Genomic DNA, 24,502 nt, shown 5'->3' with positions numbered 1-24,502 from the left:
CCAACACGACGGGCGGCTGAACGATCCGCCCCCTTCGCCCGGTTAGCGTGCAGCCATGATCATGACGCTCCCCGCCCTCGCCGCCGTGGCGGCCGCCCTGCTGCCGGGCACCTCCCCCCAGACGCCCCAGGCCCCCCACGACCCCGGTGTCCCGCTGCCCCGGGCCGGTACGCCGGCCGCCACCGCCGCGTACTGGACGTCGCAGCGCATGCGCGCGGCCGCCGGTGTCAACTCCGGCCCCTCGTACGCCAGTCGGCGCCAGGTCCCGGTCGACGGGGTCGAGTGGACCGCCGGCGGGGAGACGGTGCGCCATATCGGGCGGCTGTTCATGCGTACCGCCACCGGAGACCTCGCCAGCTGCACGGCCGCCACCGTCAGCGCCCCCACCGGCGACATGATCGCCACGGCGGCGCACTGCGTGCACGACCGCCGCTCGGGCGGCTGGATGGACAAGCTCGCCTTCGTCCCCGCCTACCGCGACGGCCAGGCCCCTTACGGCGTCCACGCCGTCGTCTCGGGCTCCATCGCGGACGCCTGGCGCGACCGCGAGGACAACCGGGCCGACTACGCCTTCCTGCGCGCGGCCCCCCGGCCGGGGGTGAACACCACCCTGCACGCCCAGGTCGGCGCCCGCGAGGCGGTGTTCGAGCGCGTCGCGGGGGAGAAGCGGGCGTTCGGCTACCCGGCGGTCGGCCCCTTCGACGGCGAGCGCCTCCAGTACTGCCACGGCCCGGCGCGGGTGGTGTACGAGTCGCTGCTGTACGGGGGAGAGGAGCTGGCCTGCCGGATGACCGACGGCGCGAGCGGCGGCCCCTGGTACGACACCGCCCACCGCCAGACGGGCGTGAGCAGCGGCCGCCCCGCCGACCCGCGCTACGCGGGCGTCACCTGGGCGGCGGTCTTCGACGCCCGCGCGAAGGCGCTCTACGACAACGAGGCGGCGAAGGCCCTCCCGACGGGGGGCTGAGCACGCGCCCGTAGGCGCCCCGTACACAAGGGACGCCCCCCGCACACGACATCGCGCCCCCGCCGGACAAGGACTGTCCGGCGGGGGCGCGATGCTGGTTCCCGACTGTCAACTCCGGGGAGGGGACGCCCCGTCAGGGGCGCCCGTAGCTGCCGGCGCGGGCTGCGCCGGCAGGCTCACGCCTCGCTCTGGTTGACGATGACGTCGAAGCCCTCCAGGACACCGGCTGGCTCCGTACCCGCCGCCTCGCTGCCACCCATCGGGTAGAGCGTGACCGGCTCCTGCAGGGTGTAGAGCTGGTTGACCGGCGGGAACGCCTTGACGTCGGTCGCCTTGAGCGTGGCGTACTTGGACGGGTCGGTGGAGAACATCCCGATCGTCTCGCCGGTCGCCTTGTCGATGATCTCGACGGTCAGCGACAGGTAGATGAGCATCTGGAGCCCGCCACTGCCCAGCGCCTCGAGCACGCTCAGCGGCGTGAGCGTGGCGTTGGACATCGTGATGGCGATCAGGGTGCCGGAGTTCGGGGTGGACGGGCTGGTGTCCGCCTCGACCCGGTGGCCCTGGATCTCGACGATGATGCCTTCGGGCGTGCTGGTGCGGATGCAGACGTTGATGCCGCCCTTGAAGTCGAGCGTCAGCGCGCCCAGGATGTTGATCTTCAGGGGGACGTTGGCGCCGTAGCAGCTGCACGGGATGTCCACGCCGATCGGCGGCAGCGGGATGAGGCCGCCGAGGATCTGGCCCAGACTGCCCAGACCGGTGTCCGGAATGGGCTGCGCGGCAGCGGTTCCCGAACCCAGAGCGCCGGCGCCGACGGCGGCGGCGGTGACGGCCGCGCCCTTCATGAAACCGCGGCGGTCGCTCCCGCTGCCGGTCATCTCAACCTCAGTCATGCGACTGTTGTTCCTCTCTTAGCGATGATTGGGCAGCACATGCCGTCCCAGGGCAGCCGCCGCCCGGCGTGGGTACACACCTGGTCGTCCGGCAGCGTCGAATCACGTATACCGGAAGAAAACGGACAATTTATTGATCCCTTCGCCAGGATCTGGCAATAAGACCCATTTGTTCTAATGTCGGTTGGTAGCTGCGCCATTTGTGTGCCGCCTGATGAAGCCCTGGAGTGTGCCGATTCGTCCATAGATGGGAGGAGTTACGTTGGCCGCTGCTGACCGCCGCTTTGCATCCGCTGGGCGGCGAGGACACGGAGAGGGGCTGTGGAGCATGTCTGACCTGCGGAAGACGGGCCGGAAGACCGCGCGTTGGTGCGCGGTGGCCGTGGCGGCGGGCACGCTGCTGGCCGGGGCGACCCCGGCGAGCGCGGCGCAGTCGGGGACGGGGGACCTGCTGGCGGCGCCCCCGCTGAACCTGCTCACCGAGCTGCTGAAGGTCGGCGACCTGCTGGGCGCGGGCACGACGAAGCCCGCCGAGGCGCCTGCCGCTCCGGCGGCACCGGCGGCACCGGCCGCACCGGCCGCACCGGCGGCTCCGGCGGCGCCTGCCGCTCCGGCCGCCCCCACCGCCGCGGCGTTGAGCGACTACTACAACCCCCACGCCAACGCGGCCATCGCGCCCGGCGGTTCGGGATACGCGCGCGTCGGTCTGAAGAACACCGGCGGCACGGACGTCCTCAACGACGGCCGCATGTACATGGAGCTGTGGGCCCCCGCCGGCACCCGCTTCACCGAGGCCAACATCACCCCCGTCGACGGCGCCCCGGGCGGCTGGAGCTGCCGCGGTGACGGCGGTGTCGAGGGCCAGGCGTACGAGACGACCGTGCTGAAGTGCACGTCCAACGCCAAGGGCACCGTCATCCCCGCCAACGGCACGGCGCGCTGGCAGGTCAACATGAAGGTCTACGGCGACACGGCCCCCGACACCGTCCTGCCCAACGCGGGCGAGGGCGGCTACGGCGCGGTGCTCTACCGCACCCACGAGGGCAAGGGCAGCTGGTCGACCATGAACCTGACGGTCCTGACCTCCTACGTGTAAGCACAGGCGACGAGCGAGAGGGGACGCCCATGTCCGTGGCCCGAGCGGTGCGCGCGGTGCTGCGCCCCCTCTCGCTCGCCCAGATCCGCCACGTCCGCCCCGTACCCCCGCGCAGCGCCCCGCCGCGCGTCGCGCGCGTCTACCGGGCGCTGGAGGGGGAGTTCGGCCTCCTCGCCCCGCCCGTCGCCCTGCACGCGCCGAGCCCGGACGTGCTGGCGGCGAGCTGGGTGCTGCTGCGTGAGGCGATGGTCGTGCCGGGCCGCGCCCCGGCGGCGGCGAAGGAGGCCGTGGCGGTGGCGGTCTCCGAGCACAACGCCTGCCCGTTCTGCGTCGTGGTCCACTCCGCGATGCTCGACTCCCTCGCACCCGCGCGCCGTTCACCCGCTACGGACTCCCACGGCGCTACGGACCGACGCGCGGCCGGCGACTGGGCGCGCGCCGGGCTCCTGCGACCGGGCACGGCGCACCCCGCGCCCGTCCTCCCGCCCCTGCCGGACCTCGCGTACGAGGCCGAACTGACCGCCGTGGCCGTGCTGTTGCACTACCTCAACCGCATGGCCCAGGTCTTCCTGGGCCCCCTCCCCATGCCCCCCGGCGTCCCCGCGCCCGCCCTGGGCGCCGTCATGCCGGTGCTGACCTGGCTGCGCCGCGACGCCGAGCGGCGCGTCGGCGCGCCGGGGGAGTCCCTGACCCTGCTGGCGCCCGGCCCGGCGGCGCCGCCGGCGTGGACGGACGTCACCCCCGAGCACCTCGCCGCCGCCTGCGGCCGCGTCGCGGCGGTCATGGAGGCGGCGGGGGAGCGGTCCGTCGCCGCGCCGGTACGGGCCCTGGTGGAGCGCGCGCTGCGGGAGTGGGACGGCCGCGCGCCCGGCCCCGGCCGGGGCTGGACGCGGCCGCTGCTCGCCGGGACCGACCCCGCCCAGCGGCCGGCCGCCCAGCTGGCGCTGCTGGTGGCGCTGGCCCCGTACCAGGTGGGGCCGTCCGTCATCGCGGAGTTCCGTACGGGCGGCGCGACCGACGCGCACCTGGTCGACCTGGCCGCCTGGGCGAGCATGGCGGCGGCCCGGGAGGCGGGCGGGCGGCTGCGGCCCGCACCCCTCGCGGCGCGGGAGCGGGAGCCGGCGTCCCGTCCGGTGTGACGGGCGCGTTTTGCCCCGGCCCGTGGCGAGAAGACTGACAGTGCCCCGGCCCGGGGCGAAGTCTCCCGGTGGCCGGGCGCGGTGCCGTTTGCCGAGCCGGTCTCAAGGAGGCGTCCATGCCGCACATCGACCTGGGGAACGAACTGCCGGGGATCGTCTCCCTGTTCGCCTACCGCCCCCGCACCGCCGGCCCCCTCGGCGAGCTGGCCGAGATCCTGCTGCGCGGTCCCAGCTCCCTCAGCCGGGGCGAGCGCGAACTGATCGCCGCCCGCGTCTCCGAGCGCAACGGCTGCCGCTTCTGCTCCGACTCCCACGCCGCCTTCGCCGCCGCGCAGTTGGAGGGCGGCGGGGGGCTGGTCGACCAGGTCCGCGCCGACCCGGCCACCGCGCCCGTCACGCCCAAGCTCCGCGCGCTGCTCCACCTCGCCGACGCCGTCCAGGAGTCGGGCTCCCCCGTCACCGGCGAGCGCATCGAGGCGGCGCGCGAGGTGGGCGCCACCGACACCGAGATCCACGACACGGTGCTGATCGCCGCCGCGTTCTGCATGTACAACCGCTACGTCGACGCCCTGGGCACCCTCACCCCGCAGGACCCGGCCGCGTACGCGGAGATGGCCGGCTTCATCACCGCCCACGGCTACACGGCGGCGGCCCCCGTCTAGGGGCGCATACGCCCGCGATACGGTCCGCTGGCTTAACTGGCGGCATGAACCACAGTGCGCCGCCGCCATCCCCCGCCCCCCGTACCCGCAGAACCGTGATCGCCGCGCTGGCGGTCCTCGGCGCGGCGTTCTTCGCGTTCGGACCGGCCGCCGTGGTGCTGCGGATGCTGTCCCTGCCGCTGCACAGACCGACGTGGTACGTCTGGTTCGCCACGTTCAACGGCATCGCGCTCCTCACCGTGCTCGCGCTGCCGCCGGCCGCGCTGGCGGTGTGGGCCCTGACCCGCAGGCGGCGCGGCCGGGGTGTGCCGGCGGCGCGGCGGAGGTCGCTGGCCGAGGTCGGCATCGTCTACGGGACGCTGCCGTGGGTCTGGATGATCATGCTGCCGGGCGACGAGGACGGCGCCGTCGTGAGCCTGGTGCCGCTGCGCGACCTGCGGACGGTCTTCGCGGACGGGGCAATGGTCCAGATCGTCGGCAACCTCCTGGTGTTCGCGGCGCTGGGCTTCCTCGCCCCGCTGCGCTTCGCGGCACTGGCGTCCCTGCCGCGGATCCTGGCGCTGGGGGCCGGCTGCTCGCTCCTGGTGGAGACCGCGCAGTACGTTCTGCGCCTGGACCGGGTCTCCTCCGTGGACGACGTCCTGCTCAACGCCGCCGGCGCCGCCCTGGCCGCGCTGGCCTCACGCCCCTGGTGGCGCGCCCGCGCCGAGGTGCCGGCGGCTCCGGCGCCGCAACCGGTCTAGGCGGCCACGGCGTCGATCAGGCCCCCGACAGGGCCTGCGCGAGGTGGTCGCCGAGCCGCGGCAGCCAGTCGGGCCGCGCGTTGCCCAGGAGGTGGTTGCCGTGCGGGACGGACAGGTACGTGCCGTGCGGCGCCACGCGGGCCAGGGGCGCGCCGTTCACGACGCCGGGAATGACGTCCTCCTGCCCGTCCACGACCAGCAGCGGGGCCGCGATGCGCGGCGCGAGCGCGGTGAGGTCCACCCGGCGGGCGAACGCGCGGGCGGCGTCGGTCCCACCGGCACGCCGGGCCATGATCTCCCGTACGGACGGCGGCAGTTGATCCCAGTCGAGGCGGAAGGGGCCGCTGACGGTGGCGACGGCCGCCACCCGCGGCTCCAGCGCCGCGGTCCGGGCCGCGAAGTAGCCGCCCAGACTCATGCCGGCGAGCCCGATGCGCGTGGCGCCCAGGGCGTCGGCGACCCGGCCCACCACCCGCTCGTAGTCCGGCACCAGGGTCGTGGCCGCCGCGAGCACACCCTGCCCGGGGCCGTCCATCGCGAACACCGCGAGCCCCCGGTCCAGCAGCGCGGACGCCAGATCGAGGAACTCCTCCTTGGCCGAGTCCAGGCCGGGCAGGACGACCACCGTCCCCGGCGCGTCGGCGGGGCCGCGCAGCCACCCGGCGAACCCCTCGCCGCTCACCCGCCGCGCCCCGGGCTCCAGCAGGGCCAGGGCCCGCCCCAGGGCGCGATCCGCCTCGGCGGCGCCCCGGTGCGCCCTCCCGTACTGCGCCAGGGTGGCCAGGTGGAACCACCGGGCGGCCATCAGCAGGTGCCCGCCCGCCGAGAGGGACGAGGCCGCGTCCGTCGCACGCCGCAGGTGGCCGTCTCCGGTGCGCAGGAAGGCGGGCCCCCAGTCGGAGAGGGAGGTGAGCCCTTCGGTGACGTGCCGGTACTCGTGGGGGTCGACTCCCGCCCCGACGGCGCGCGTCCACTGGTCGGCGGCGAACCGGGCGGCGGGGTGTTCGGTGGCGCTCATGCCGGGATGCAACCCCCGCGCGTGCCCCGCGAGCCAACAACGACCGAGCACAGCCGACAACTTCTGGTTGTCACCTATGGTGGGAGCCATGGACCTCGACGTCGCGCAGGTACGTGCCTTCGTGCGCACCGCCGAAGAACTCCACTTCGGCCGGGCCGCCGGGACGCTCGCCATCTCCCAGCAGGCGCTGTCCAAGAGGATCGCGCGGCTGGAGTCCCTGCTCGGCACCGAGCTGCTGCGGCGCGGCGGCAGCGGGGTGAGCCTCACCGAGGCCGGCCGGCGCTTCCTTTTGCCGGCCCGGCAGACCGTGGCCGCCGCCGACGCCGCGGTCGCGGCGGTGTCCGGGCGGGAGCGTCCACTGCGCGTGGACGTCTGGGGGCACCTCTACGCGCCGATGCGGACGCTGGCCCAGGTCGCCGGACGGGCCGGGGAGCTGGTGCTGGGGCACGGGCGCGATCTGCCGTCGGTGGCGACGGCATTGCTGCGCGGCGACATCGACGCGGCCTTCGGCCGGGTCCACCCCCCGCTGCCCGCCGGGCTGGCACACCGCCTCGTACGCCTGGAACCGGTGGACGCCGTCATGAGCGCGGACCATCCGCTCGCGGCCCGGCCGGCCCTGCGACCGGAGCAGTTGCGCGACAGCGTGCTGTGGGCGCCCGGCGCGCTGGACCGGCTCGACTTCCTCCACCGCTTCACCCACCGCTTCGGCATCCGCGACACGGCCTCAAGCGTCAACCTGGGGCTCGCCCACCTCCTCGCCGAGGTGGCGCACGAGCCGCGCCGCTTCTCGCTGGTGCCCGCGGACGTGCCGCTGCCGGAGGTCCCCGGGCTGCGCTCCGTCCCCCTGGTCGACCCCACGCCGCTGTACGCCTGGTCGCTGCTGTGGCGCGCCGGAGACGCGTCCCCGGGGCTGGACGCCCTCGCCGCCGCCTGCGCCGAGGAGGCGGGGCGCAGCCGCTGGCTGGAGTACGACCCGACCCGCGACTGGCTGCCGCACCCACCCACGAGCGACCCCGGCCCCGTACCGCGAACGCCCTGAGCCGCGCGGGACCTGCCGTGGTGGCGCCTCAGGGGCGCCCGTCGGGATCGCGCGGCAGCTCGACGGTGACGCGCAGCCCGCCGCCGGCGCGCGGGGTGAGGGTGAGCGTCCCGTCGTGCGCCCGGGTGATGGTCTCGACGATCGCCAGGCCGAGGCCGACGCCCGCGTGGTCGCTGTGCAGGCGCTCGGTGCCGCGCTGGAACGGCTCGGTGAGGGTCGCGGCCAGCCGGGGGGAGATGTCCTCCCCGGTGTTCTCGACGGTGAGCGCCACGCCGTCGGGGCGGGCCTGGGTACGGACCCGTACCGCGCCGTGCTCGGGCAGGTTGTGCACGATCGCGTTGTGCACGAGGTTCACCGTCAGCTGCAGCAGCAGCGCGGGGGAGCCCAGGGCGGGGGAGGGGCCGCCGCAGGTCTCCACGGTGGCGCCGCGCCTCTCCGCCAGGGGCAGGAGCGTTTCGGCGGCCTCCTCCGCCAGGAGGGACAGGTCGACGCGCTCGGGGGTGAAGGACCGCTGGTCGGCGCGGCTGAGCAGGAGCAGCGCCTCGGTGAGGTCGACGGCCCGGGTGTTGACGGCGTGGAGGCGGTCAAGGAGTGCGCCGACGTCGGGGTCGGGATCGGCGCGGGCCACGTCGAGGAGCGCCTTGGAGACCGCCAGCGGGGTGCGCAGCTCGTGCGAGGCGTTGGCCGCGAACCTGCGCTGCTCGGCCACGTGCGCCTCAAGCCGCTCGAGCATGCCGTCGAAGGAGTCCGCGAGCTCGCGGAACTCGTCCCCGCGGCCCGCCAGCCGGATCCGGTGGGAGAGCGATCCGGCCGAGGCCAGGCGGGTGGCGTCGGCGATACGGGCCAGCGGGGCGAGCATCCGCCCGGCGAGCAGCCATCCGCCCACGAGGCCGAGCACCAGCAGGAACGCCAGTACGGCGGCGGCCCGCGGCGCGAACACGCGCAGGAGGTTGGAGCGGACGGGGAAGACGCCGCCGGTGGTGGTGTCGGAGTTGACGAGGAGCGCCCGCTCGGGGACGTAGCGCAGGAGGAACACCCACACCGCCGCGAGCAGCAGGACGCCGGCCAGCATGAGGAACCCGGCGTAGCTGAGGGTGAGCCTGGCGCGGATGCTCAGCCCGGGCGGCCTATCCACGCGCGTCTCCCCCCGGTCCGGCCCGCCCGGCCTGCGGCGGTGTGTCGATGCGGTAGCCGACGCCCGCCACGGTGGCGATGGCCCAGGGCTCGCCCAGCCGCTTGCGCAGGGCGGAGACGGTGATGCGCACCGCGTTGGTGAACGGGTCGGCGTGCTCGTCCCACGCCCGCTCCAGGAGCTCCTCGGCGCTGACGACCCCGCCCTCGGCGGCGATAAGGACCTCCAGCACGGCGAACTGCTTCCTGGTCAGCGCGACATGGCGCCCGTCGCGGTGGACCTCGCGGCGGAACGGGTCCAGCCGCAGCCCCGCGATCTCCCGCACGGGCGGTCTGCTGTACGCACGGCGGCGGTCGAGGGCCCGGAGCCTGAGCACGAGCTCCTGGAGTTCGAAGGGCTTGGTGAGGTAGTCGTCGGCGCCCAGCTCGAACCCGGTGGCCTTGTCGTCGAGCCGGTCGGCCGCGGTGAGCATGAGGATCGGCATGCCGCTGCCGGAGGCGACGATGCTCCCGGCGACCTCGTCGCCGGAGGGCCCGGGGATGTCCCGGTCCAGGACGGCGATGTCGTAGGCGTTGACGCCCAGCAGCTCCAGCGCGGTGTCGCCGTCCCCGGCGATGTCGGCCGCGATCGCCTCCAGACGCAGCCCGTCGCGGATGGCCTCCGCCAGAAGGGGCTCGTCCTCGACGATCAGCACACGCATGTCCCCGATGCTACGAGGCGGTGCATATCGCCGGTGTATCGCCGGACACCCCCGACTCCCCGCGCACCGGTGGAAGGGGCTTTCGCCCCCGCGCGCTCGCCCTGCTGTTCCGTTGGGGTGAGCTTTATGGTCGTTTGGAGTCATTTGTCCGTATTGATGTGCTGGGCCTCGCCTGCGCGGCAATACTCGCGCTGGCGGAATGTCCCCTAGCTTCTGGAGATGTCATGGCGCTCAGCGCTTCTCGTCGCCTCGGTTTCGTTGTGATGCCGCTGGCGGCTCTTGCCCTGGCCGTACCCGGTGTGGCAGCTGCGGCCGAGCCCGCAGCCGCTCCCGCCCCGATCACGCTGGAGCAGTGTGAGCAGGGCTGGGGCTACGTCAGCAGCGACCGCGCCGGTGACCTGCGGTGCGTGTTCGGCGAGTACCACGGCCAGCTGGTGTCCATGCCCCAGCGGGCCGTACGTCGCCTGGCATAGCGGGCGGGTCGCGGGCGCACCGGGTCGCACAAGGGACCCGGCGGCCGCACTCGGGGCGGGACGGAACGACCAGGTGCACTGGGCGTTCCGTCCCGCCCCTCTTTTTTGCGTACGGACCGCTTCGCGGCGTCCCGCGCTCCACCGGGATCGAGGCACCGTTGAGCGCGGTACGGGCGCGGACGTACAACAGCGGCGCACCCCGCCCCGGGGTGAACCGGGGTGGGACGCACCGCTGTTGCCGGCCGCCCGGGGAGGAGGACCCGGGGGCGACCGCCGCCGACCCGCCGGTCGGCGGGCATCACGCGGAAGCGTGCTGTGCCTTCGCGGGCTGCGGGGGCTGCCGGTGGCAGGCGCCGTCAGCCGAGCAGGCTGCCGCCGCCACCGCCGAGCAGGCCCAGCAGCGGGGCCAGCAGGCCGCCGAGGTCGCCCAGCCCGGCCGCGGGGTTCGCGGCCGGCTGCTGCGCGGGCTGCGCCGCGGGCTGCTCGGCCGGCTTCGCGTCCGGCTGGGCGGCGGGCTGCTCGGCGGGCTGGGCCGCGGGCTGGACTGCGGGCTGTTCGGCCGGCTTCGCGTCCGGCTGGGCGGCCGGCGCGGGCTTGGGCTGCCAGACCGCCGCGGGCCGCGGGTCGGGGGTGTCGGGCCCCTTCGTGGTGCGCAGCCCCATGCTGATCGACTTCGACCACGCGGCGCCGTCGGCGCCGTGCGCCTGGATCGCGGCCCAGCCGTTGGTGCTCTGCTCCCACTCGGGCGGCATCGGCCAGCCCTCGGGCACGGCGACCTTGATCTTCCAGCCCCACTCCTGCCCCGTGGCGGGGAGCGCCCCGTGGTAGTCGGTGGTGCACTCCATCCGGTCGCCGCCGCTCTCCATCGGCACCGAGCCCAGCGCGCCGGTGCAGCTCCAGCCGCCGGGGGCGTCGCCCACGGGGGTGAGCGAGTTCTCCACCAGCCGCGTGTGCTCGGGGGTGTAGACGCGCATGACGAGCTTGTGGACGTGGGTGGGCGCCTCCTGGCTGCCCTTGAGGCCGAACCAGACCTCGCCGGAGGAGCTGCGCGCGATGAAGGGCAGCGACTCCGCGGACTGCACGACGGGCTCGCCCCACAAGACGGGCGGTGCGTCGGCCGCGGCGGCCGGGCTCGCGCTCAGGGCCAGCGCGCCGGCCGTGGCCGCCGCGCCGCACCACCTCGCGGCGCGGCGGCGCCGCGCACCGTTCGTCGTCGGGTTGGCCGGGCTGGACACATGAGTCATCGTCATGCCTTCCGTCTTCGAAGCCGTCTCCGGATGCCGTCTCGCGGGGCGCCCCCGTCCGGGACGTCTGTCTCGAACAGGAGGGCGGTGTGGTCGTCGCAGGACCGTCCCTCGCGGCGGCGGGCGCAGGCGTCTGCCTCCGCGAGGGATCCTGAGTGCCCCACCGCCGGATCGGCGGGCATGCGCAGGCGACATGCCGGAGCCTCACCTGAACGTTTCCGTCGGCTAGGCCAGCTGGGCGTGAGGCCGAACAGGTGAATCGCCGTCGGCCTGGAGAGCCCGGCGAACAGCCCGAGGGCGTACGCCCGTTCGGGTCGGCGCGGCGTACCCGCACCGGTTGTGCCGGTGTGTCGTGGGGGGTGGTTCGGCGGGTGGACCTGGCTGGACGTCAGCTCGTCACGCGATAAGTCGTATTAACGAATGAATCACACTGATTTGTATGTTCCTATACGAGGGTCGCAGGGGGGTCGCTCATGAGACGAGGAAGAGAGTGTTCAGAGCTCAACCAGGCACCGACACGGTGTACCGGGACACGAAGACGGCCTCGCTGCTGCGGGGCCGCAAGGCCGTCGGGCTGGGCGGTCTCACGCTGGCGCTGGTGACGGCGGGATCGCTCACCGGGCAGGCGTTCGCCCACGGCGGCGCCCCGGCTGCCGCACCCGCCAAGGCGAGCGCCGCCGCGAGCGCCATGACTGTGGCCGCGCCGGCCCGTACCAACGTGCCCAACAAGATCGGCAAGTACGTCTGGTACGACAGCAACGGCGACGGCAAGCAGGGCCCCGGCGAGAAGGCCGCGCCGGGGATCACCGCCAACCTCGTCAACGTGGGCAGCGGCGCGGTGGTCCAGAGCACCACGACCGACGACGCCGGCGCGTACGCGTTCGAGAAGTTCGAGGACGGCACCTACAAGGTCTGCTTCAGCAGGCCCGAGGGCTACAACTGGACCAAGAAGCGCGTCGGCCCCCTGGGCGGCAACTCCTCCGTGTCCGCGGACGGCTGCTCGCACGCGGTGGAGATCCAGAACTGCGACAACCTCACCCTGGACGCCGGCCTGGTGCCGCTCAACGCCCTGGGTGACCGCGTCTGGTTCGACACCAACGGCAACGGCAGGCAGAACGCGGGCGAGGGCGGCGTGCCCGGCGTCAAGGTCAGGCTCTACAACGCCGTGAACGGCAAGCTGCTGGGCTCGGCGACCACCAACGAGGCGGGCTACTACCTCTTCAACGGCCTGCGCGACGGCAAGTACCGCGTCTGCTTCACCAAGCCCAAGGGCATGCAGTTCACCAAGCGCGACGCGGGCGGCAGCGGAAACGACTCCGTCGTCTCCCCGCTGTCCGGCTGCGGCCCGGTCGTCACCCTCGGCCCCGGCAAGCGCAAGGACCTCACCCAGGACGCGGGTCTGGTGGAGTCGCTGCGCCTGACGCTGCTGAAGACCGACAAGAAGCTCGGCAAGGCGCTGCCCGGCGTGGTCTTCCAGGCGTGGAAGGAGGGCAACGGGCTGCCCGGCCTGCAGCGCAAGGGCCCGAACAAGGACACCTTCGTCCGCGACTGCGTGACCGACATGAAGGGCAAGTGCGTCTTCAAGGGCCTGAAGGCGGGCTCGTACTACCTGGTGGAGATGGACGTCCCCGACGGCTTCGTCCTGCCGAAGCACCCGGTGACGGGGCCCTACGTGCTCAACCGTGACAACGCCTGCGAGGGCGACGGGAAGGTCGTGAGGATCACCAACATGCGGGGGGACGCCTGCAAGGGCAAGAAGTGCTGACACCTCCCTGCGGGGGCTGACGCCTCCTTGAGTACGCGAACGGGCCGCACACCGGAAGTCACGGTGTGCGGCCCGTTCGCGCAGATCAAGCGGGACGTCCCCAGGTGTCGCCTCCCGGGCTCGGGGGCCGGGAGGGACGGTGGCTCACTTGGGCAGCGGCAGCGTGTGCGGCAGCGCCTGGGGGAGGGCCTGGGGAAGCGCCTGGCCCACGGCGGGCAGCGCGGGCAGGTTGCCCGTGCCGAGGACCTGCGTGGTGGGGAGCGCCGGCTTGGTGACCGGGCCCGCGATGTCGGTCAGGTCGGTCAGCCCGGTCAGGCCCGAGACGGGGCCCGCGCCGGTGAGGCCGGTGATGCTGCTGAGGAGGTCCAGCTCGCCCAGCACGGGGAGGTCGGCCGCGGGGGCCGGCGCGGCGAAAGCGGGCGAGGCGGCACCGGCGAAGGCGAGGGACGCGACGACGACGGCGGCAACCTTCAGCTGCTTCATGGGGGTTCCTTTCGTGGGCAATGCGCGATTGCCGGAGGGGAATTACGTCCCGGCATTACCTGCCAGGTCTCACTTCGCCGTGGCTAACGACAGGCCCCCGGCTTGGAAACTCCGATCCCGGAACTCATACGAACAGATCTGTTGCACAGGTCGTACGAGTGTGGCAGCGCCCCCGCGCACCCCGGGACTCCCGCCGTGTCCGGGCCGCGCCAGGCCGACACCGCCCCGCGCACGTCAACCCCGCAGCTCCGCAACCACCCCCCGCACCCCGGACGGCCGCGTCCATACGGGTCGCGCGTGGACGGCCCCGGCTGCGGCGACCGTGTGGGTTCGCCACATCCGGCGGGTTCTCAGATAAATAAGGAAAGGCGCGGTCAGGGGGTGTCCTTCATCTTCTGAATCCGGCGGATAAAACCGTGCCCCGGTACGTGACCGAGCAGGCGTGGCGAGTTCCTATCGAAAGCGTGGTGCTCACTTCCCGTTGCCGCCGGCCGCTGGTTCCGCCTCTCTCCACCGAAAGGGCAACGCCCCCCATGCGCACTTTCCCTGCCACCGCTGCGCGCCGCGCGACCGCGAGGCTGCCGTACGCCGGGGGAGTTGAGCACCGGTGACCGCCGCCTACCCGGCCCCCGCCGTCCCCGCCGCCCGTACGGCCCGCAGCGACGTCGCCGCCCGCGCCCCCCGCGCCCGTCCGCTGCCGCGACTGCTGCGGCGCTGGGCCCCCGTACTGCCGGTCCTGCTGGTGCTGGTGCTGATCGGCCTGCCCGGGATGCCCGCCAGCAGCGCCACCCCCGCCGACGCCGCCTGCGCGCTGCTGGTGGGCTGCGCCGTCGTCAGCGCGGTACGCCGCGCGAGCCGGCCCCTGACCCGCAGCGCCGCGATCGTGCTGGGCGCGCCGGTGATCGGGATCGCCGTCGCCGTGGCGGGGGCGCCCACCGCCGCCGAGGGGCTCACCGGGATGGGCCGCTACCTGCAGGTCTTCGTCCTCGTACCGGCCGCGATGGTGCTGCTGCTGCGCGACCGCCGCGACGCGCGGCTGGTCGCCTGGGCGATGGTGGCGCTCGCGCTGTGGGAGGGCGGGGTGGGGGTGCACCAGTACCTCACCGCCACCGGCGCCTCCTACCAGGGCGAGTACATCCGGGCGGTGGGCACCTTCGGCCCCACCGACGTGATGGGCATGTCGGCCGTCGTCTCCTACGGGCTGGTCACCGCCGCCGCCCTCGCCCTGGGCACGCGCGAACGCACCCCCCGCCTGATCGCGACGGGCTGCGCGCTGGCGCTACTCGCCCCGCTGGGGATGTCCTTCAGCCGCGGCTCGTGGATCGCCACAACGGCGGCCTGCCTGGCGCTGCTGCTGCTGGGCGGACTGCGGCGCGCCGCCACGGTTCTGGTGACCGTCGTCGCGGCCCTGGTGGTGCTCGTCGGCGGCCTGGGCTTCGGTACGGCGATGATGCAGGAGCGCATCGACTCCATCACCCAGGTCTCCGCCGCCCCCGACCAGTCGGTGATGGACCGCTACGCGCTGTGGAGCGCCGCGCGCGCGATGTGGGCCGAACACCCGGTCGTGGGCGTGGGGTTGCGCGACTTCCCCGCCCACCGCGACGGCCACGCCCCCCTCGCCCTGGACTCCGCCAGCGACACCGAGGGCGCCGGGCGCGCCTACTACCGCCAGCCCCTGCTCTCCCCGCACAACATGTACCTCCTCATCCTCAGCGAGCAGGGACTGCTGGGCCTGGTGACGATGGCCGGCAGCTGGCTGGCCCTGCTGGTGGGCGCGCTGCGCCGACTGCACGCCCACCGCGGCGCCGGGCGCGACTGCGCCCTGGCCGCCTGCGGGCTGCTGGTCTGGCAGATCCTCGACTTCGGCTACGCCGACATCGGCGGCGCCTCCACCACCCTGACCGCACTGGGCTTCGGCCTGGCGGCCTGGTGGGCGCTGTCCCCGGCCGCCGCGCCCACCGGCGCCCCCCGGGTGAGCGAGGCGCCGCGGTGAGCCCGCTGCCCTCCGCACCCCAGGACGCGGCCCAGGACGCGGCCCAGGACACCGCGCCGCTGCGCCGGGGCCGGCACGCGGCGCGCCGGGGCGCGGGGAAGGACACCGCACCGGGTACGGACAGCACGGCCTCCCGGCGCTTCCTCGCCAAGGCCACCCTGCTGTCCTCCGCCCTGATGGCCGCCGGCTCCGTCCTGGGCCTGGGCCGCGACCAGGCCCTCGCGCACTTCTTCGGCGCCAGCAGCGACACCGACGCCTTCCTGGTGGCCTGGACCGTCCCGGAGATGGCCGCCACGCTGCTCATCGAGGGCGGCATGGCCTTCGCACTGGTGCCCGCCTTCAGCATCGCGCTGGCCCGCCGCGCCGAGGGCGCCGTCCCCGATCCCGTACGCGCCCTGATCACCGCCACCCTGCCCCGGCTGTGCCTGGCACTGGCCGCGGTGTGCGCGCTGGTCGTCGCCGGCGCCCCCCTGCTCGTACCCCTGCTGGCCCCCGGACTGCCCGACCCCTCCCTCGCGGTGGACTGCACCCGGCTGACGGCGAGCAGCGTGCTCACCTTCGGCGTCGCCGGCTACTGCTCGGCCGCGCTGCGCGCCCACCGCTCCTACCTCGCCCCCGCCGCCGTCTCCGTCGCCCTCAACGTCGCCATCATCACCGCCATGCTCGCCTTCGCCGACGACTGGGGCGTACGCTCCGCCGCGCTGGGCGTGGGCATCGGCGGCTACCTGATGGTCGCCGTCCAGGCGCCCGCGCTGTGGCGCCGCCTCACCCGCGGGCAGCAGGAGTACGCGCCCACGCAGGCGAGCGGCGCCGTGCCGCTGGGGGCCGCGCTGATCACCACCGTGCTGCTGTGCGCGCTCTTCCGCCAGGCGCAGGTCCTCATCGAGCGCTTCTTCGGCGCGGGCCTGCCCGCCGGGGCCATCTCGCACCTGAACTACGCGCAGAAGGTCGCCCAGGTGCCGATGCTGCTGGCGCTGATGCTGAGCGTCGTCACCTTCCCCGTGCTGGCCCAGGCCATCGCCCAGGGCGACCTGCACCGCGCCCGCCACCGCATCGAACGCGACCTGGTGCTCATCGCCTCCCTGGTCCTGGTCGGCGCCGCCGTGATCGTGGCCTGCGCCCCGCAGATCATCCAACTCCTCTTCCAGCGCGGCGCGTTCACCGCCGCCGACACCGCCGCGACCGCCTCGGTGATGCGGGTCTACACCCTGGGCATCCTCGGCCACACCCTGGTCGGCGCACTGGTGCGGATCTACTTCTCCACCGGCCGCGCCGCCTGGTTCCCCACCGTCGTCACCGCCGCCGGCATGGCCGCCACCGCCGGCCTCGCCGCCTGGGCGGTCGTCCCCTACGGCGCGCCCGGCATCGCCGGCGCCAACGCCGCCGGGATCACCCTGACCGCGCTGCTCCTACTGCACGGCCTGGGCTCGCACACCGTGCCCGTCTCCGTACGCCGCATCGCCGCCGGGATCGCCAAACCGCTGCTCGCGGCCGTCGGCGCCTGCGGCGCCGGCTACGTCTGCGCGGCATCCCTCTCCTCGCCTCCGGCGGCCCTCGCGGCCGGCGGCGCGGTCGCCACCGCCGCCTTCACGCTGCTGGCCCTGCTCCTCGACGCGGCAGGCGCCCGGTCCCTCGCGCACGCCGCCCTCCTCCCCGTCCGCCGCTCCCTGACAGGAAAGCCCCGCCATGGCCGTTGACGCCTCCGCATCGCCGAACACGACGGATCCCGGTCGCGTGGCGCCCTCGCGAAGACACGGCGGGCGCGGACCCGCCGCCTGGGTGGCGATGTACCACTCCGTCTCCGCGTGCCCGGACGACCCCTACGACATCACCGTCACGCCCGAGCGCTTCGGCCGCCAGCTCGACTGGCTGCGCCGGCGCGGCCTGCGCGGGGTGAGCGTCGCCGAGCTGCTCGACGCCCGCGCCCGCGGCGAGGAGCGCGGACTGATCGGACTGACCTTCGACGACGGCTACAGCGACTTCGTCACCGCCGCGCTGCCGGTGCTGCGCCGCTACGACTGCAACGCCACCGTCTTCCTGCTCTCGGGCCGCCTGGGCGGCGAGAACGACTGGGAGCACACCGGCCCGGTCAAGCGGCTGCTGGACGCGGCGAGCATCCGCCAACTGGCCGACGAGGGAGTGGAGATCGCCTCGCACGGACTCACCCACGCCGACCTCGCCAGCCTGCCCGACCCGGAGCTGGGCGAGGAGGTGCAGCGCAGCCGCGACGTCCTGGCGCAGATCACCGGGGTGCCGGTGCAGGGCTTCTGCTACCCGTACGGCAAGGTCGACGAGCGGGTCAAGGCGGCCGTGGAGCGGGCCGGCTACCGCTACGCCTGCGCCATCGCCCCCGACCCCGGCTTCGTCGGCGACCTGGCCCTGCCGCGCATCCACATCGGCCAGCACGACTCGGCGCTGCGCCTGGAGCTCAAGCGCCGCCTGGCGCGCGTGTGGGGACGGGCGGTGAGCCCCGCGTGAAGGTCCTGCACGTCATCACCGCACTGGGCGTCGGCGGCGCCGAGCAGCAACTGCGCCTCCTGGTACGCCACCTGCCCGTCGACAGCGACGTCGCCGCCCTGGCGGCGCTCGGCCCCGTCGCCGACGCCCTGCGCGCCGACGGGGTGCGGGTGGCGCACATCGGGATGCGCCACAACCGCGACCTGAGCGCGCTGGGCCGCCTGACGCGGCTGATCCGCTCCGGCGGCTACGACCTCGTCCACACCCACCTCTACCGCGCCTGCCTCTACGGCCGCATCGCCGCCCGCCTGGCCGGGGTGCGCGCGATCGTGGCCACCGAGCACTCCCTGTGCGAGACCACCCTGGAGGGCCGCGAGCTCAACGCCGGCATCCGCGGCCTGTACACCGCCACCGAGCGCCTGGGCCGCGCCACCGTCGCCGTCTCGCCCACCGTCGCGCAGCTGCTGCGCGGCTGGGGGGTGCCGGCCGGGCGCATCCACACCGTCCCCAACGGCATCGACATCGACCGCTTCGCCTACGACGAGATCCGCCGCAAGGAGGCCCGCTCGTACTACGCGCTGCCCGAGGACGCCTTCGTCGTCGGCGCGGTGGGCCGCCTGGTGCCTACCAAGCGCTTCGAGGTCCTCATCCAGGCCCTGGCCCAACTCCCCGCCCCCGTACGGCTGCTGGTAGTCGGCGGCGGCGAGCAGGAGGCGGTGCTGCGCGGCCTGGCGCGGGCACTGGGCGTCGAGGAGCGGGTGGTGTTCGCCGGCACCCGCTCCTACGCCGACGACCCCGCCGCGGACCCGGCCCCCGGCGTCCCCTCCCTCCTCGCGGCGATGGACGTGCTGGCCGCCCCGGCCACCGCGGAGACCTTCGGCCTGGCGGTGCTGGAGGGCCTCGCCGCCGGCCTGCCCGTCCTCTACACCACCGCCCCCGCCCTCACCGACCTGCCACCCGGCTCCGTACCCACGGCCCGGCGGATCGAGGGCGGCGCCCAGGAGTACGCGCTCGAGCTGCGCCGGCTGTACGCGGCCGGCCCGGGCGACCGCACCACCCCCGAGGCCGTGGCGCACTACGGCATCGAGCACTGCGCCGAGCGCCTGATGGACGTCTACGCCGCCGCGAGCGTTCCCGACAGGACCCAGACCGGAAGTGAGTGACCCCGCCATGACCCACAAGCACGCCCGGCACACCCGCCGCCCGCTGACCGCCCTGAACAAGCTCCCCGCCCCCTGGCGCCGCTCGGCCGCCTGGCTCGTGCCCGCCGCCGCGGTCGCCGGTGCCGCGATCGGCGGGGTGTACGGGCTGGTCAAGGCCCCCGAGTACACCGCCACCAGCTACGTCATCGCCGTCCCCACCAAGGGCGCCCCCGACCCCAGCGCCGCGATCGGCTTCGCCCAGGCGTACGGCCGCGTCGCCACCCAGCTCGCCGTCTTCTGGGACGCGCAGATGTGGGCCGACGTCCCCGTGGCCACCCTCCGGGAGAGCGTCCAGGCGTCCACCTCGCCCGACGCCCCGATGGTCGCCATCTCCGCCACCTCCACCCGCCCCGACCAGGCCCGCTCCATGGCCGTGGCGGTCTCCGAGGCGCTGACCAAGCACGCCAACACCTCGGCGGAGAAGACCGGCATCAAGCTGGTCGGCTTCTCCCGCGCCCTGGAGCCCGTCGCGCCCTCCTCCGCCTCCCCGGCGCTGACCGCGCTGGTCGGCGGCAGCGCGGGCGGCCTGCTGGGCGGCCTGGCACTGCTGGTACGCCCCCGCCGCGAGGGCGACGACGGCGAGCTGGAGGAGCCCACCGGCACCGCGCTGCCCTCCCCGGCGATGGAGGACGCGGCGAGCGTCGGCGCGGGCACGCGGGTGCGCTCGGCCACCGCCAGCGAGAGCGCGGCGGCGAAGGCCGCCGCGCAGGCGAAGGTCGTGAAGGTACGAGAGCAGGGCTGATGCACGCACCCGACAGCCGCCGCGCCCCACGGGCCCGGGGGACAGGCACGTTGACGGTGGAGGTGTGCTCCGACGAGCGCGCCTTCGCCGACCTGGGACCGGCCTGGCGGCGGCTGCAGGACGCCGGCCGCCGGGCGACGCCGTTCCAGAGCCACGCCTGGCTGCACTCCTGGTGGCTCTCCTACGGCCGCCCGGGCCGGCTGCGGCTGTTCCTGGTACGGCGGGGCGGCGACCTGCTGGCCGCCGCCCCCATGATGCGCACCACCGCGCCGCTGCCCGCGCTGGTGCCGCTGGGCGGCGGCATCACGGACTTCAACGACGTCCTGCTGCACGAGGAGGCCGTCGAGGAGGCGGCCACCGCCCTCGCCCGCGCCCTGGGCGACGCGGCCCGCACCGCGCTGGTCGACTTCGGCGAGGTGCGCCCCGGCAGCGCGGTGGAGGAGGTCTACCGCCGCTGGCGCGGCCCGCGGCGCAGGCTGCCCGACTCCGCCTGCCTGGAGCTGCCCCCCGCCCCGATGGGCGACCTGATGGCCCGCCTGCCCGCCAACCGCGCCCAGCGCGTCCGCAACAAGCTCAACAAGATCGGCAAGTTGGGCATCTCCTGGCAGGCCGTCGCCCCCGAGGAGACCGCGGACTCCCTGCGCCGGATGCTGGAGCTGCACCGGCTGCAGTGGGAGGGCCGCGGCGTCTCCCCCGAGCACGTGCGCCCGCGCTTCGCCGAGCACCTGGTGCGCTCGGTGGTGCCGATGGCCCGCACGGGCGAGGCGCTGGTACGCGAGTACCGCCTGGAGGGCGAGACGGTCGCCGTCGACCTCACCCTGCTCTCCCCGCGCCTGGCCGGCGTCTACCTCTACGGCGTCCACCCGCGCCTGCGCGAACGCAAGGCCGACGTGGCGACGATGGTGCTGCAGGCCGCCGCCGAGCAGGCCGCCGGCGGACACAGCGCCGCCCTGAGCCTGCTGCGCGGCGACGAGCCGTACAAGTACCGCTGGCGCCCCGAGACGGTGGTCAACGAACGCCTGCTGCTGGCCCGCCGCCGCACCGCCCCCCTCCTCGCCGCCGCCCTGGCCGAGGCGGCGGCCCGCAGCCGCGCCAAGGCCCTCCTGCGCCGCCGCGCCCAGGCCCGTGCCCCCCAGGCCAACGAGAACCACCGCCGCGCGGACGCCGGTTAGGGCCGGAGCGCGGGGCCGCTGGGGGCCGCGTCGCCGCCCTGGTTCATCCACACCCGGAACAGCGCCGCGGACCTCGGGTGGCTCGTGCACTGCCACAGGCCGTGCGGGCAGTAGTCCGTCAGCGTGTGGTAGAGCGGGCGCTGCTCGTCGATCCACGCCAGCATCCGCAGTACGTACGCCATGTTGTCGCCGTTGCGGAAGAGCCCCCACTCGGGGTACGAGAAGGGCTTGCCGTGCGCCCGGGCGAACTCCACGTGGTGGCGCAGCCCGTAGGGCTCGCTGACCTGCTCGTCGAAGGTGATGCCCTGCGGCTGGTCGTAGGTGTCCATGCCCAGGATGTCCACCACGTCGTCGCCGGGGTAGCACTGCGTCCACGGGATCGCGTCGAGCCCCCGGTTGGGCGTGAAGTCGAAGCGCAGGCGCTGCCCCGGCACGGCGCGCATGGTGTGCACCATGCGCCGCCAGTAGGTCTTCCAGCGCTGCGGGTCGGGGGCGCAACGGTGGCTGTAGGTCTGGCCGTTCATCTCCCAGCCGGGTACCAGCACGGTGTCGGGGATGCCCAGCTCCACCAGCCGCTCGGCCAGCCGGCGGAAGTGGACGTCGAAGCGGCCCGCGGCGGCGTACCGCAGCTGCCGGCGGACCTCGTCGTCGGAGAGCTTCTCCTCGTTGCGGGCCATCATCGGCACGTTGAGGACGAAGAGCCGGCCCGGCTGCGCGCGCTTCCACCGCGCCCACGGCTCCAGGAAGCCGGGCAGCCCCTCGATGTTGCTCCACAGGTCGCCCGGCAGATAGGTGTGCGCCACGCGCATCTCGGGGATGCCCAGCCACTGGCTGAACTGCGTCATCCGCTCCAGGCCGGGCGGCCCGTAGTGGAGGTACGCGCCGAAGTCGGAGCCCTCGGGCAGGGATCCGGGTGCGGCGGCGGTGCTGCGGGCGGGGGGCGAGTCGGGGTCGACGGCGAGGGAGGGGCCGCCGGCCAGGGCGACGGACAGGCCCGCGCAGCCCAGGAAGAGGGCCGCCCGGCGGGCTATGGAGCGGCGGCGGGGATGGGAACGCGCTGGCTTTCCATGGATTTTCATATGAAACGGTATAGAAGACCCGTGCGGGTCCAGGGGTGCCGTGTGCTGCTTTATCACCCACAGAGCCGAGCGTGCGCGGCGCGATCCCCGGCGCGCGGGGCACACGCGAAGCCGCCGGGGGCGACGCACCACCCGCGGTCTCCCGCGGATCGCGCGCCGCCCCCGGCGGCTGACGGGGCGCAGGGCCCCGCGGACGTCAGCCCGAGAAGGGGGTGTTGTCCGTGTTGACGCGGCAGATGATGAAGTTCGTCTGCTCGTTGAGGCAGGTGAGCTTCAGCGCCGTGGTCAGGACACCCGAGACGAGTCCGGCGATGTCGTTGAGGTCACAGAAGAAGCCCCCGTAGGTGGGGTGGGGGCCGCACAGCGACGTGGGGGAGGGGACCTGGGCGGGAGCCGCCGCGGCAGCGGCAGCCTGCGGCGCCATGAATCCGAGGCAGAGCACCGGAGCGGCGATGACCGCTGCGACTCGGGCGCGGGCCGACTTCTTAGAGCGATGCGACATTGTTGTCCTTTCGGCAGGTTCGCGCTGACCGCGACGCGATCACGCTGCCCCGTTGAATTGCGCGACGCAACGAAGCCCCGCCCAGGGTCATCCGGACGGCGGAATGTTTCTGCGTCGTGTGGCGTAAACCGACCGATGCCGCGGTGAATACCGAGGGGCGGCAGCGGTCTTCGCTGCGGAATTGCACGCCGCGGCCTTTCGGTCGGCCGCGGCGAAATGAACGTTACGCGCCCCGGCGCCGCCGGGCGGTATTCGCCGCGACGGCGGCGTGGGGCCCGTGGCCGCGGCGGGCGCCTGTGCGCGCTCAGGGCCCCGCGGCAACTGCCGCGGGGCCCTGGGGAGTTGCGCGCACCGGTGTGCGCGGCACGGTGCTCACACCCGCTCGGGTGCCTCCGTGGCGGCGGGCCGCGCGCTGTGCACGGTGGCCTCCGCCTTGAGCAGTACGGGCTGCTCCGCCGGCGCGGCGGGGGTGCCCTGCTGTGCGGCCTCCTCGCGGCCGGCGCGGGTCTCGGCCTTCAGGATGCGCAGCGACTTGCCCAGCGAACGCGCCGTGTCCGGGAGCCGTTTCGCCCCGAACAGGACCATGACGACCAGGGCGATGATGATGACCTCAAGCAGACGGTTTTCCAGCATGGCTACCTTCTTTGGCGGGTGTGGCTTCTTCGGCTGGTGTGGACGGGCTGTTTTCCGAGTGGTCGGAGTCGGCGCTGAGGCCGACTCCAATTCCCGGTCCCGGTAAGCCGGCTACGACACGCTCGGCGCTGTCATCGTCGCCCTTTAGCCAGTCGGTGTCCGTTAATCACCGCGCACCTCCCGGGGATTCACCCTTTTGTCGCAAGTGGTCCCCTAGTGCACCCTTACGGCGTATCAAGGCATCGCCCGATTGCCCCGACGCTAATACTCGCAGCGGATGAACCAGCAGGACCAGCAGGAGGGGAAGTGCCGATGCCGTTCATGCCAGCATCGTCCACGCCGGCGCAGTCAACCGTCTCGGGGAGGACGGCGCGGCCGCAGGGTCCGGCGTGGCCGGCGGTGTTCGCCGCGCTGCCCGGGCGGTTGCTGCGCCAGGACCTGGACCAGGTGGACTTCGGAGTGCGGCGCTTCCGCCTGCGCCCGGGCCCCGCCCGCCGGCGGCTGGAGGACTCCGGGCGCGCCTTCCTGGAGGGCTTCAACCACGCCGCCGCCGTCCGTGACGCCGACGCGCTGGGCGGCGCGCTGGAGGGGATCCCGGCGGCCTTCCGGGGGTTCGCCTTCGAGGGCGCCGGGATGGCGTACACGCTGCTGGACCTGCTGACCCTCTCGCGCGGGCGCCGGCTGCGCGCCCTGCTGGCGGGTCCGGGCGCCGACTACCCCCACCTGGTCCACGTCGGCGCCGGCTGGGCCTTCGCCCGGCTGCGGCTGCGCCCCTGGCAGGGCGTCAGCGCCGGCGACCCGCTGCTGCGCTGGCTGGCCTGGGACGGCTTCGGCTTCCACCAGGGCTTCTTCGACTCCGACCGGGCCGTCGCCGCGCAGGGCTACGAACGCCGCCTCACCCCCGGCCTGCTCGCCCTGCGCGACCAGGGGCTGGGACGCTCGCTGTGGTTCCACGAGTGCGCCGACCCCCAGGCCCTCGCCCTGCGCGTCGCGGAGTTCCCCAACCGGCGCCGCGCCGACCTGTGGAGCGGCATCGGACTGGCCGCCGTCTACGCGGGCGGCGCCGACGTCACCGAACTGCGCACCCTGCGCGAGAGCGCGCGCGGCTACGGCGAACACCTCGCCCAGGGCGCCGCCTTCGCCTGCGCGGCGCGGCTGCGCGCGCGCACCGCGCTGCCGGAGCACTGCCGCACCGCGGCCGAGGCGCTCACCGGCGCCCCGCCCGAGACGGCCGCCGCCTGGACCGACACCGCGCTGGCCGCGATCGGCACGCCGACCGGCAGCCGCGGCCAGTACGAGGCGTGGCGCGCCCGCATCCGCCGGCTGTACGCCGCGCACGCCGACGCCGGCGTACCCGCCACCGCC

General features: G+C 74.3%; 24 protein-coding genes. 15 read left to right on the top strand and 9 right to left on the bottom strand.

Annotation, left to right across the window (positions count from 1 at the left end):
• The first annotated feature begins 55 nt into the window (after positions 1-55).
• Positions 56-967, top strand: a complete 912-nt coding sequence (locus ACFQLX_RS22875) for a trypsin-like serine peptidase (protein WP_386418021.1) — start codon at positions 56-58, stop codon at positions 965-967.
• A gap of 176 nt (positions 968-1,143) precedes the next feature.
• Here the strand turns inward: ACFQLX_RS22875 and ACFQLX_RS22870 are convergent, their stop codons facing one another.
• Positions 1,144-1,863 (bottom strand): twin-arginine translocation signal domain-containing protein, encoded by a 720-nt coding sequence (locus ACFQLX_RS22870; protein ID WP_386418020.1) that lies wholly within the window; start codon positions 1,861-1,863, stop codon positions 1,144-1,146.
• A 328-nt stretch (positions 1,864-2,191) separates the two neighbouring features.
• Here ACFQLX_RS22870 and ACFQLX_RS22865 point away from each other — a divergent pair, with 328 nt between their 5' ends.
• The 4 genes from ACFQLX_RS22865 (at position 2,192) to ACFQLX_RS22850 (ending at position 5,503) form a co-directional block, all read left to right on the top strand.
• Positions 2,192-2,959: a hypothetical protein gene (locus tag ACFQLX_RS22865; RefSeq protein WP_386418018.1), complete on the top strand. Its 768-nt coding sequence runs from the start codon at positions 2,192-2,194 to the stop codon at positions 2,957-2,959.
• 29 nt (positions 2,960-2,988) lie between these two features.
• Positions 2,989-4,098, top strand: coding sequence for a hypothetical protein (locus ACFQLX_RS22860; protein WP_386418016.1), 1,110 nt, complete (start codon positions 2,989-2,991; stop codon positions 4,096-4,098).
• 116 nt (positions 4,099-4,214) lie between these two features.
• Positions 4,215-4,760: a carboxymuconolactone decarboxylase family protein gene (locus ACFQLX_RS22855; protein WP_386418015.1), complete on the top strand. Its 546-nt coding sequence runs from the start codon at positions 4,215-4,217 to the stop codon at positions 4,758-4,760.
• Positions 4,761-4,804: 44 nt separating this feature from the next.
• The gene (locus tag ACFQLX_RS22850; protein WP_386418014.1) at positions 4,805-5,503 is read left to right on the top strand and encodes a VanZ family protein; all 699 of its coding nucleotides are present in this window, start codon (positions 4,805-4,807) and stop codon (positions 5,501-5,503) included.
• Between the two features lie 16 nt (positions 5,504-5,519).
• Here ACFQLX_RS22850 and ACFQLX_RS22845 read toward each other — a convergent pair whose 3' ends face one another.
• Positions 5,520-6,521 (bottom strand): alpha/beta hydrolase family protein, encoded by a 1,002-nt coding sequence (locus ACFQLX_RS22845; RefSeq protein WP_386418013.1) that lies wholly within the window; start codon positions 6,519-6,521, stop codon positions 5,520-5,522.
• Between the two features lie 88 nt (positions 6,522-6,609).
• Between ACFQLX_RS22845 and ACFQLX_RS22840 the strand changes: the two genes are divergently transcribed.
• Entirely contained in the window at positions 6,610-7,560 is a 951-nt protein-coding gene (locus ACFQLX_RS22840) for a LysR family transcriptional regulator (RefSeq protein WP_386418012.1), read from the top strand.
• A 28-nt stretch (positions 7,561-7,588) separates the two neighbouring features.
• On the opposite strand, the gene ACFQLX_RS22835 is transcribed toward ACFQLX_RS22840, so the two are convergent.
• Positions 7,589-8,695 carry a sensor histidine kinase gene (locus ACFQLX_RS22835; protein WP_386418011.1) on the bottom strand — a complete coding sequence of 369 codons (1,107 nt, stop codon included), beginning with the start codon at positions 8,693-8,695 and terminating at the stop codon, positions 7,589-7,591.
• A complete protein-coding gene (locus tag ACFQLX_RS22830; RefSeq protein ID WP_386418009.1) occupies positions 8,688-9,392 on the bottom strand; it encodes a response regulator transcription factor in 705 nt (234 codons plus the stop codon). Before ACFQLX_RS22830 ends, ACFQLX_RS22835 begins: the two co-directional genes overlap by 8 nt.
• Before the next feature lie 20 nt (positions 9,393-9,412).
• Between ACFQLX_RS22830 and ACFQLX_RS22825 the strand changes: the two genes are divergently transcribed.
• A complete protein-coding gene (locus ACFQLX_RS22825; protein ID WP_386418007.1) occupies positions 9,413-9,865 on the top strand; it encodes a hypothetical protein in 453 nt (150 codons plus the stop codon).
• A gap of 356 nt (positions 9,866-10,221) precedes the next feature.
• On the opposite strand, the gene ACFQLX_RS22820 is transcribed toward ACFQLX_RS22825, so the two are convergent.
• Positions 10,222-11,115, bottom strand: coding sequence for a hypothetical protein (locus ACFQLX_RS22820; RefSeq protein WP_386418005.1), 894 nt, complete (start codon positions 11,113-11,115; stop codon positions 10,222-10,224).
• A gap of 484 nt (positions 11,116-11,599) precedes the next feature.
• Between ACFQLX_RS22820 and ACFQLX_RS22815 the strand changes: the two genes are divergently transcribed.
• Entirely contained in the window at positions 11,600-12,874 is a 1,275-nt protein-coding gene (locus ACFQLX_RS22815) for an SdrD B-like domain-containing protein (protein WP_386418003.1), read from the top strand.
• Between the two features lie 144 nt (positions 12,875-13,018).
• On the opposite strand, the gene ACFQLX_RS22810 is transcribed toward ACFQLX_RS22815, so the two are convergent.
• Entirely contained in the window at positions 13,019-13,357 is a 339-nt protein-coding gene (locus ACFQLX_RS22810; RefSeq protein WP_386418002.1) for a hypothetical protein, read from the bottom strand.
• 694 nt (positions 13,358-14,051) lie between these two features.
• Here ACFQLX_RS22810 and ACFQLX_RS22805 point away from each other — a divergent pair.
• Genes ACFQLX_RS22805 through ACFQLX_RS22780 form a run of 6 tightly spaced genes read left to right on the top strand, consistent with a single transcriptional unit; the run spans position 14,052 to position 20,923 of the window.
• Positions 14,052-15,350, top strand: coding sequence for an O-antigen ligase family protein (locus ACFQLX_RS22805; RefSeq protein WP_386418041.1), 1,299 nt, complete (start codon positions 14,052-14,054; stop codon positions 15,348-15,350).
• Positions 15,347-17,047 (top strand): murein biosynthesis integral membrane protein MurJ, encoded by a 1,701-nt coding sequence (gene murJ / locus ACFQLX_RS22800; RefSeq protein WP_386418000.1) that lies wholly within the window; start codon positions 15,347-15,349, stop codon positions 17,045-17,047. The genes ACFQLX_RS22805 and murJ overlap by 4 nt, the downstream gene beginning before the upstream one ends.
• Positions 17,037-17,828, top strand: coding sequence for a polysaccharide deacetylase family protein (locus tag ACFQLX_RS22795; RefSeq protein ID WP_386417998.1), 792 nt, complete (start codon positions 17,037-17,039; stop codon positions 17,826-17,828). The genes murJ and ACFQLX_RS22795 overlap by 11 nt, the downstream gene beginning before the upstream one ends.
• Positions 17,825-18,970 carry a glycosyltransferase gene (locus tag ACFQLX_RS22790; protein WP_386417996.1) on the top strand — a complete coding sequence of 382 codons (1,146 nt, stop codon included), beginning with the start codon at positions 17,825-17,827 and terminating at the stop codon, positions 18,968-18,970. The genes ACFQLX_RS22795 and ACFQLX_RS22790 overlap by 4 nt, the downstream gene beginning before the upstream one ends.
• A 7-nt stretch (positions 18,971-18,977) precedes the next feature.
• On the top strand, positions 18,978-19,751 hold the full coding sequence (locus ACFQLX_RS22785) for a YveK family protein (protein ID WP_386417995.1): 774 nt from the start codon (positions 18,978-18,980) through the stop codon (positions 19,749-19,751).
• Entirely contained in the window at positions 19,751-20,923 is a 1,173-nt protein-coding gene (locus tag ACFQLX_RS22780; RefSeq protein WP_386417994.1) for a GNAT family N-acetyltransferase, read from the top strand. Before ACFQLX_RS22785 ends, ACFQLX_RS22780 begins: the two co-directional genes overlap by 1 nt.
• Here ACFQLX_RS22780 and ACFQLX_RS22775 read toward each other — a convergent pair.
• The 3 genes from ACFQLX_RS22775 to tatA all read right to left on the bottom strand — a co-directional run bounded on the left by ACFQLX_RS22775 (position 20,920) and on the right by tatA (position 23,137).
• Complete coding sequence (locus ACFQLX_RS22775; RefSeq protein ID WP_386417992.1) at positions 20,920-22,002, bottom strand: glycoside hydrolase family 26 protein; 1,083 nt, start codon at positions 22,000-22,002, stop codon at positions 20,920-20,922. The two genes, ACFQLX_RS22780 and ACFQLX_RS22775, sit on opposite strands and share 4 nt — an antisense overlap.
• 196 nt (positions 22,003-22,198) lie before the next feature.
• The gene (locus ACFQLX_RS22770; protein WP_386417991.1) at positions 22,199-22,504 is read right to left on the bottom strand and encodes a hypothetical protein; all 306 of its coding nucleotides are present in this window, start codon (positions 22,502-22,504) and stop codon (positions 22,199-22,201) included.
• Positions 22,505-22,876: 372 nt separating this feature from the next.
• Complete coding sequence (gene tatA / locus ACFQLX_RS22765) at positions 22,877-23,137, bottom strand: Sec-independent protein translocase subunit TatA (RefSeq protein ID WP_386417989.1); 261 nt, start codon at positions 23,135-23,137, stop codon at positions 22,877-22,879.
• Between the two features lie 321 nt (positions 23,138-23,458).
• On the opposite strand from tatA, the gene ACFQLX_RS22760 reads away from it, so the two are divergent.
• Positions 23,459-24,502: DUF1702 family protein (locus ACFQLX_RS22760; RefSeq protein WP_386417987.1), on the top strand; the 1,044-nt coding region annotated here is incomplete at its 3' end.

The organism is Streptomyces polyrhachis (assembly GCF_042663125.1).
In the GTDB taxonomy this organism is placed as follows: domain Bacteria; phylum Actinomycetota; class Actinomycetes; order Streptomycetales; family Streptomycetaceae; genus Streptomyces; species Streptomyces polyrhachii.
This window is presented reverse-complemented; position numbering and strand designations above follow the sequence as displayed.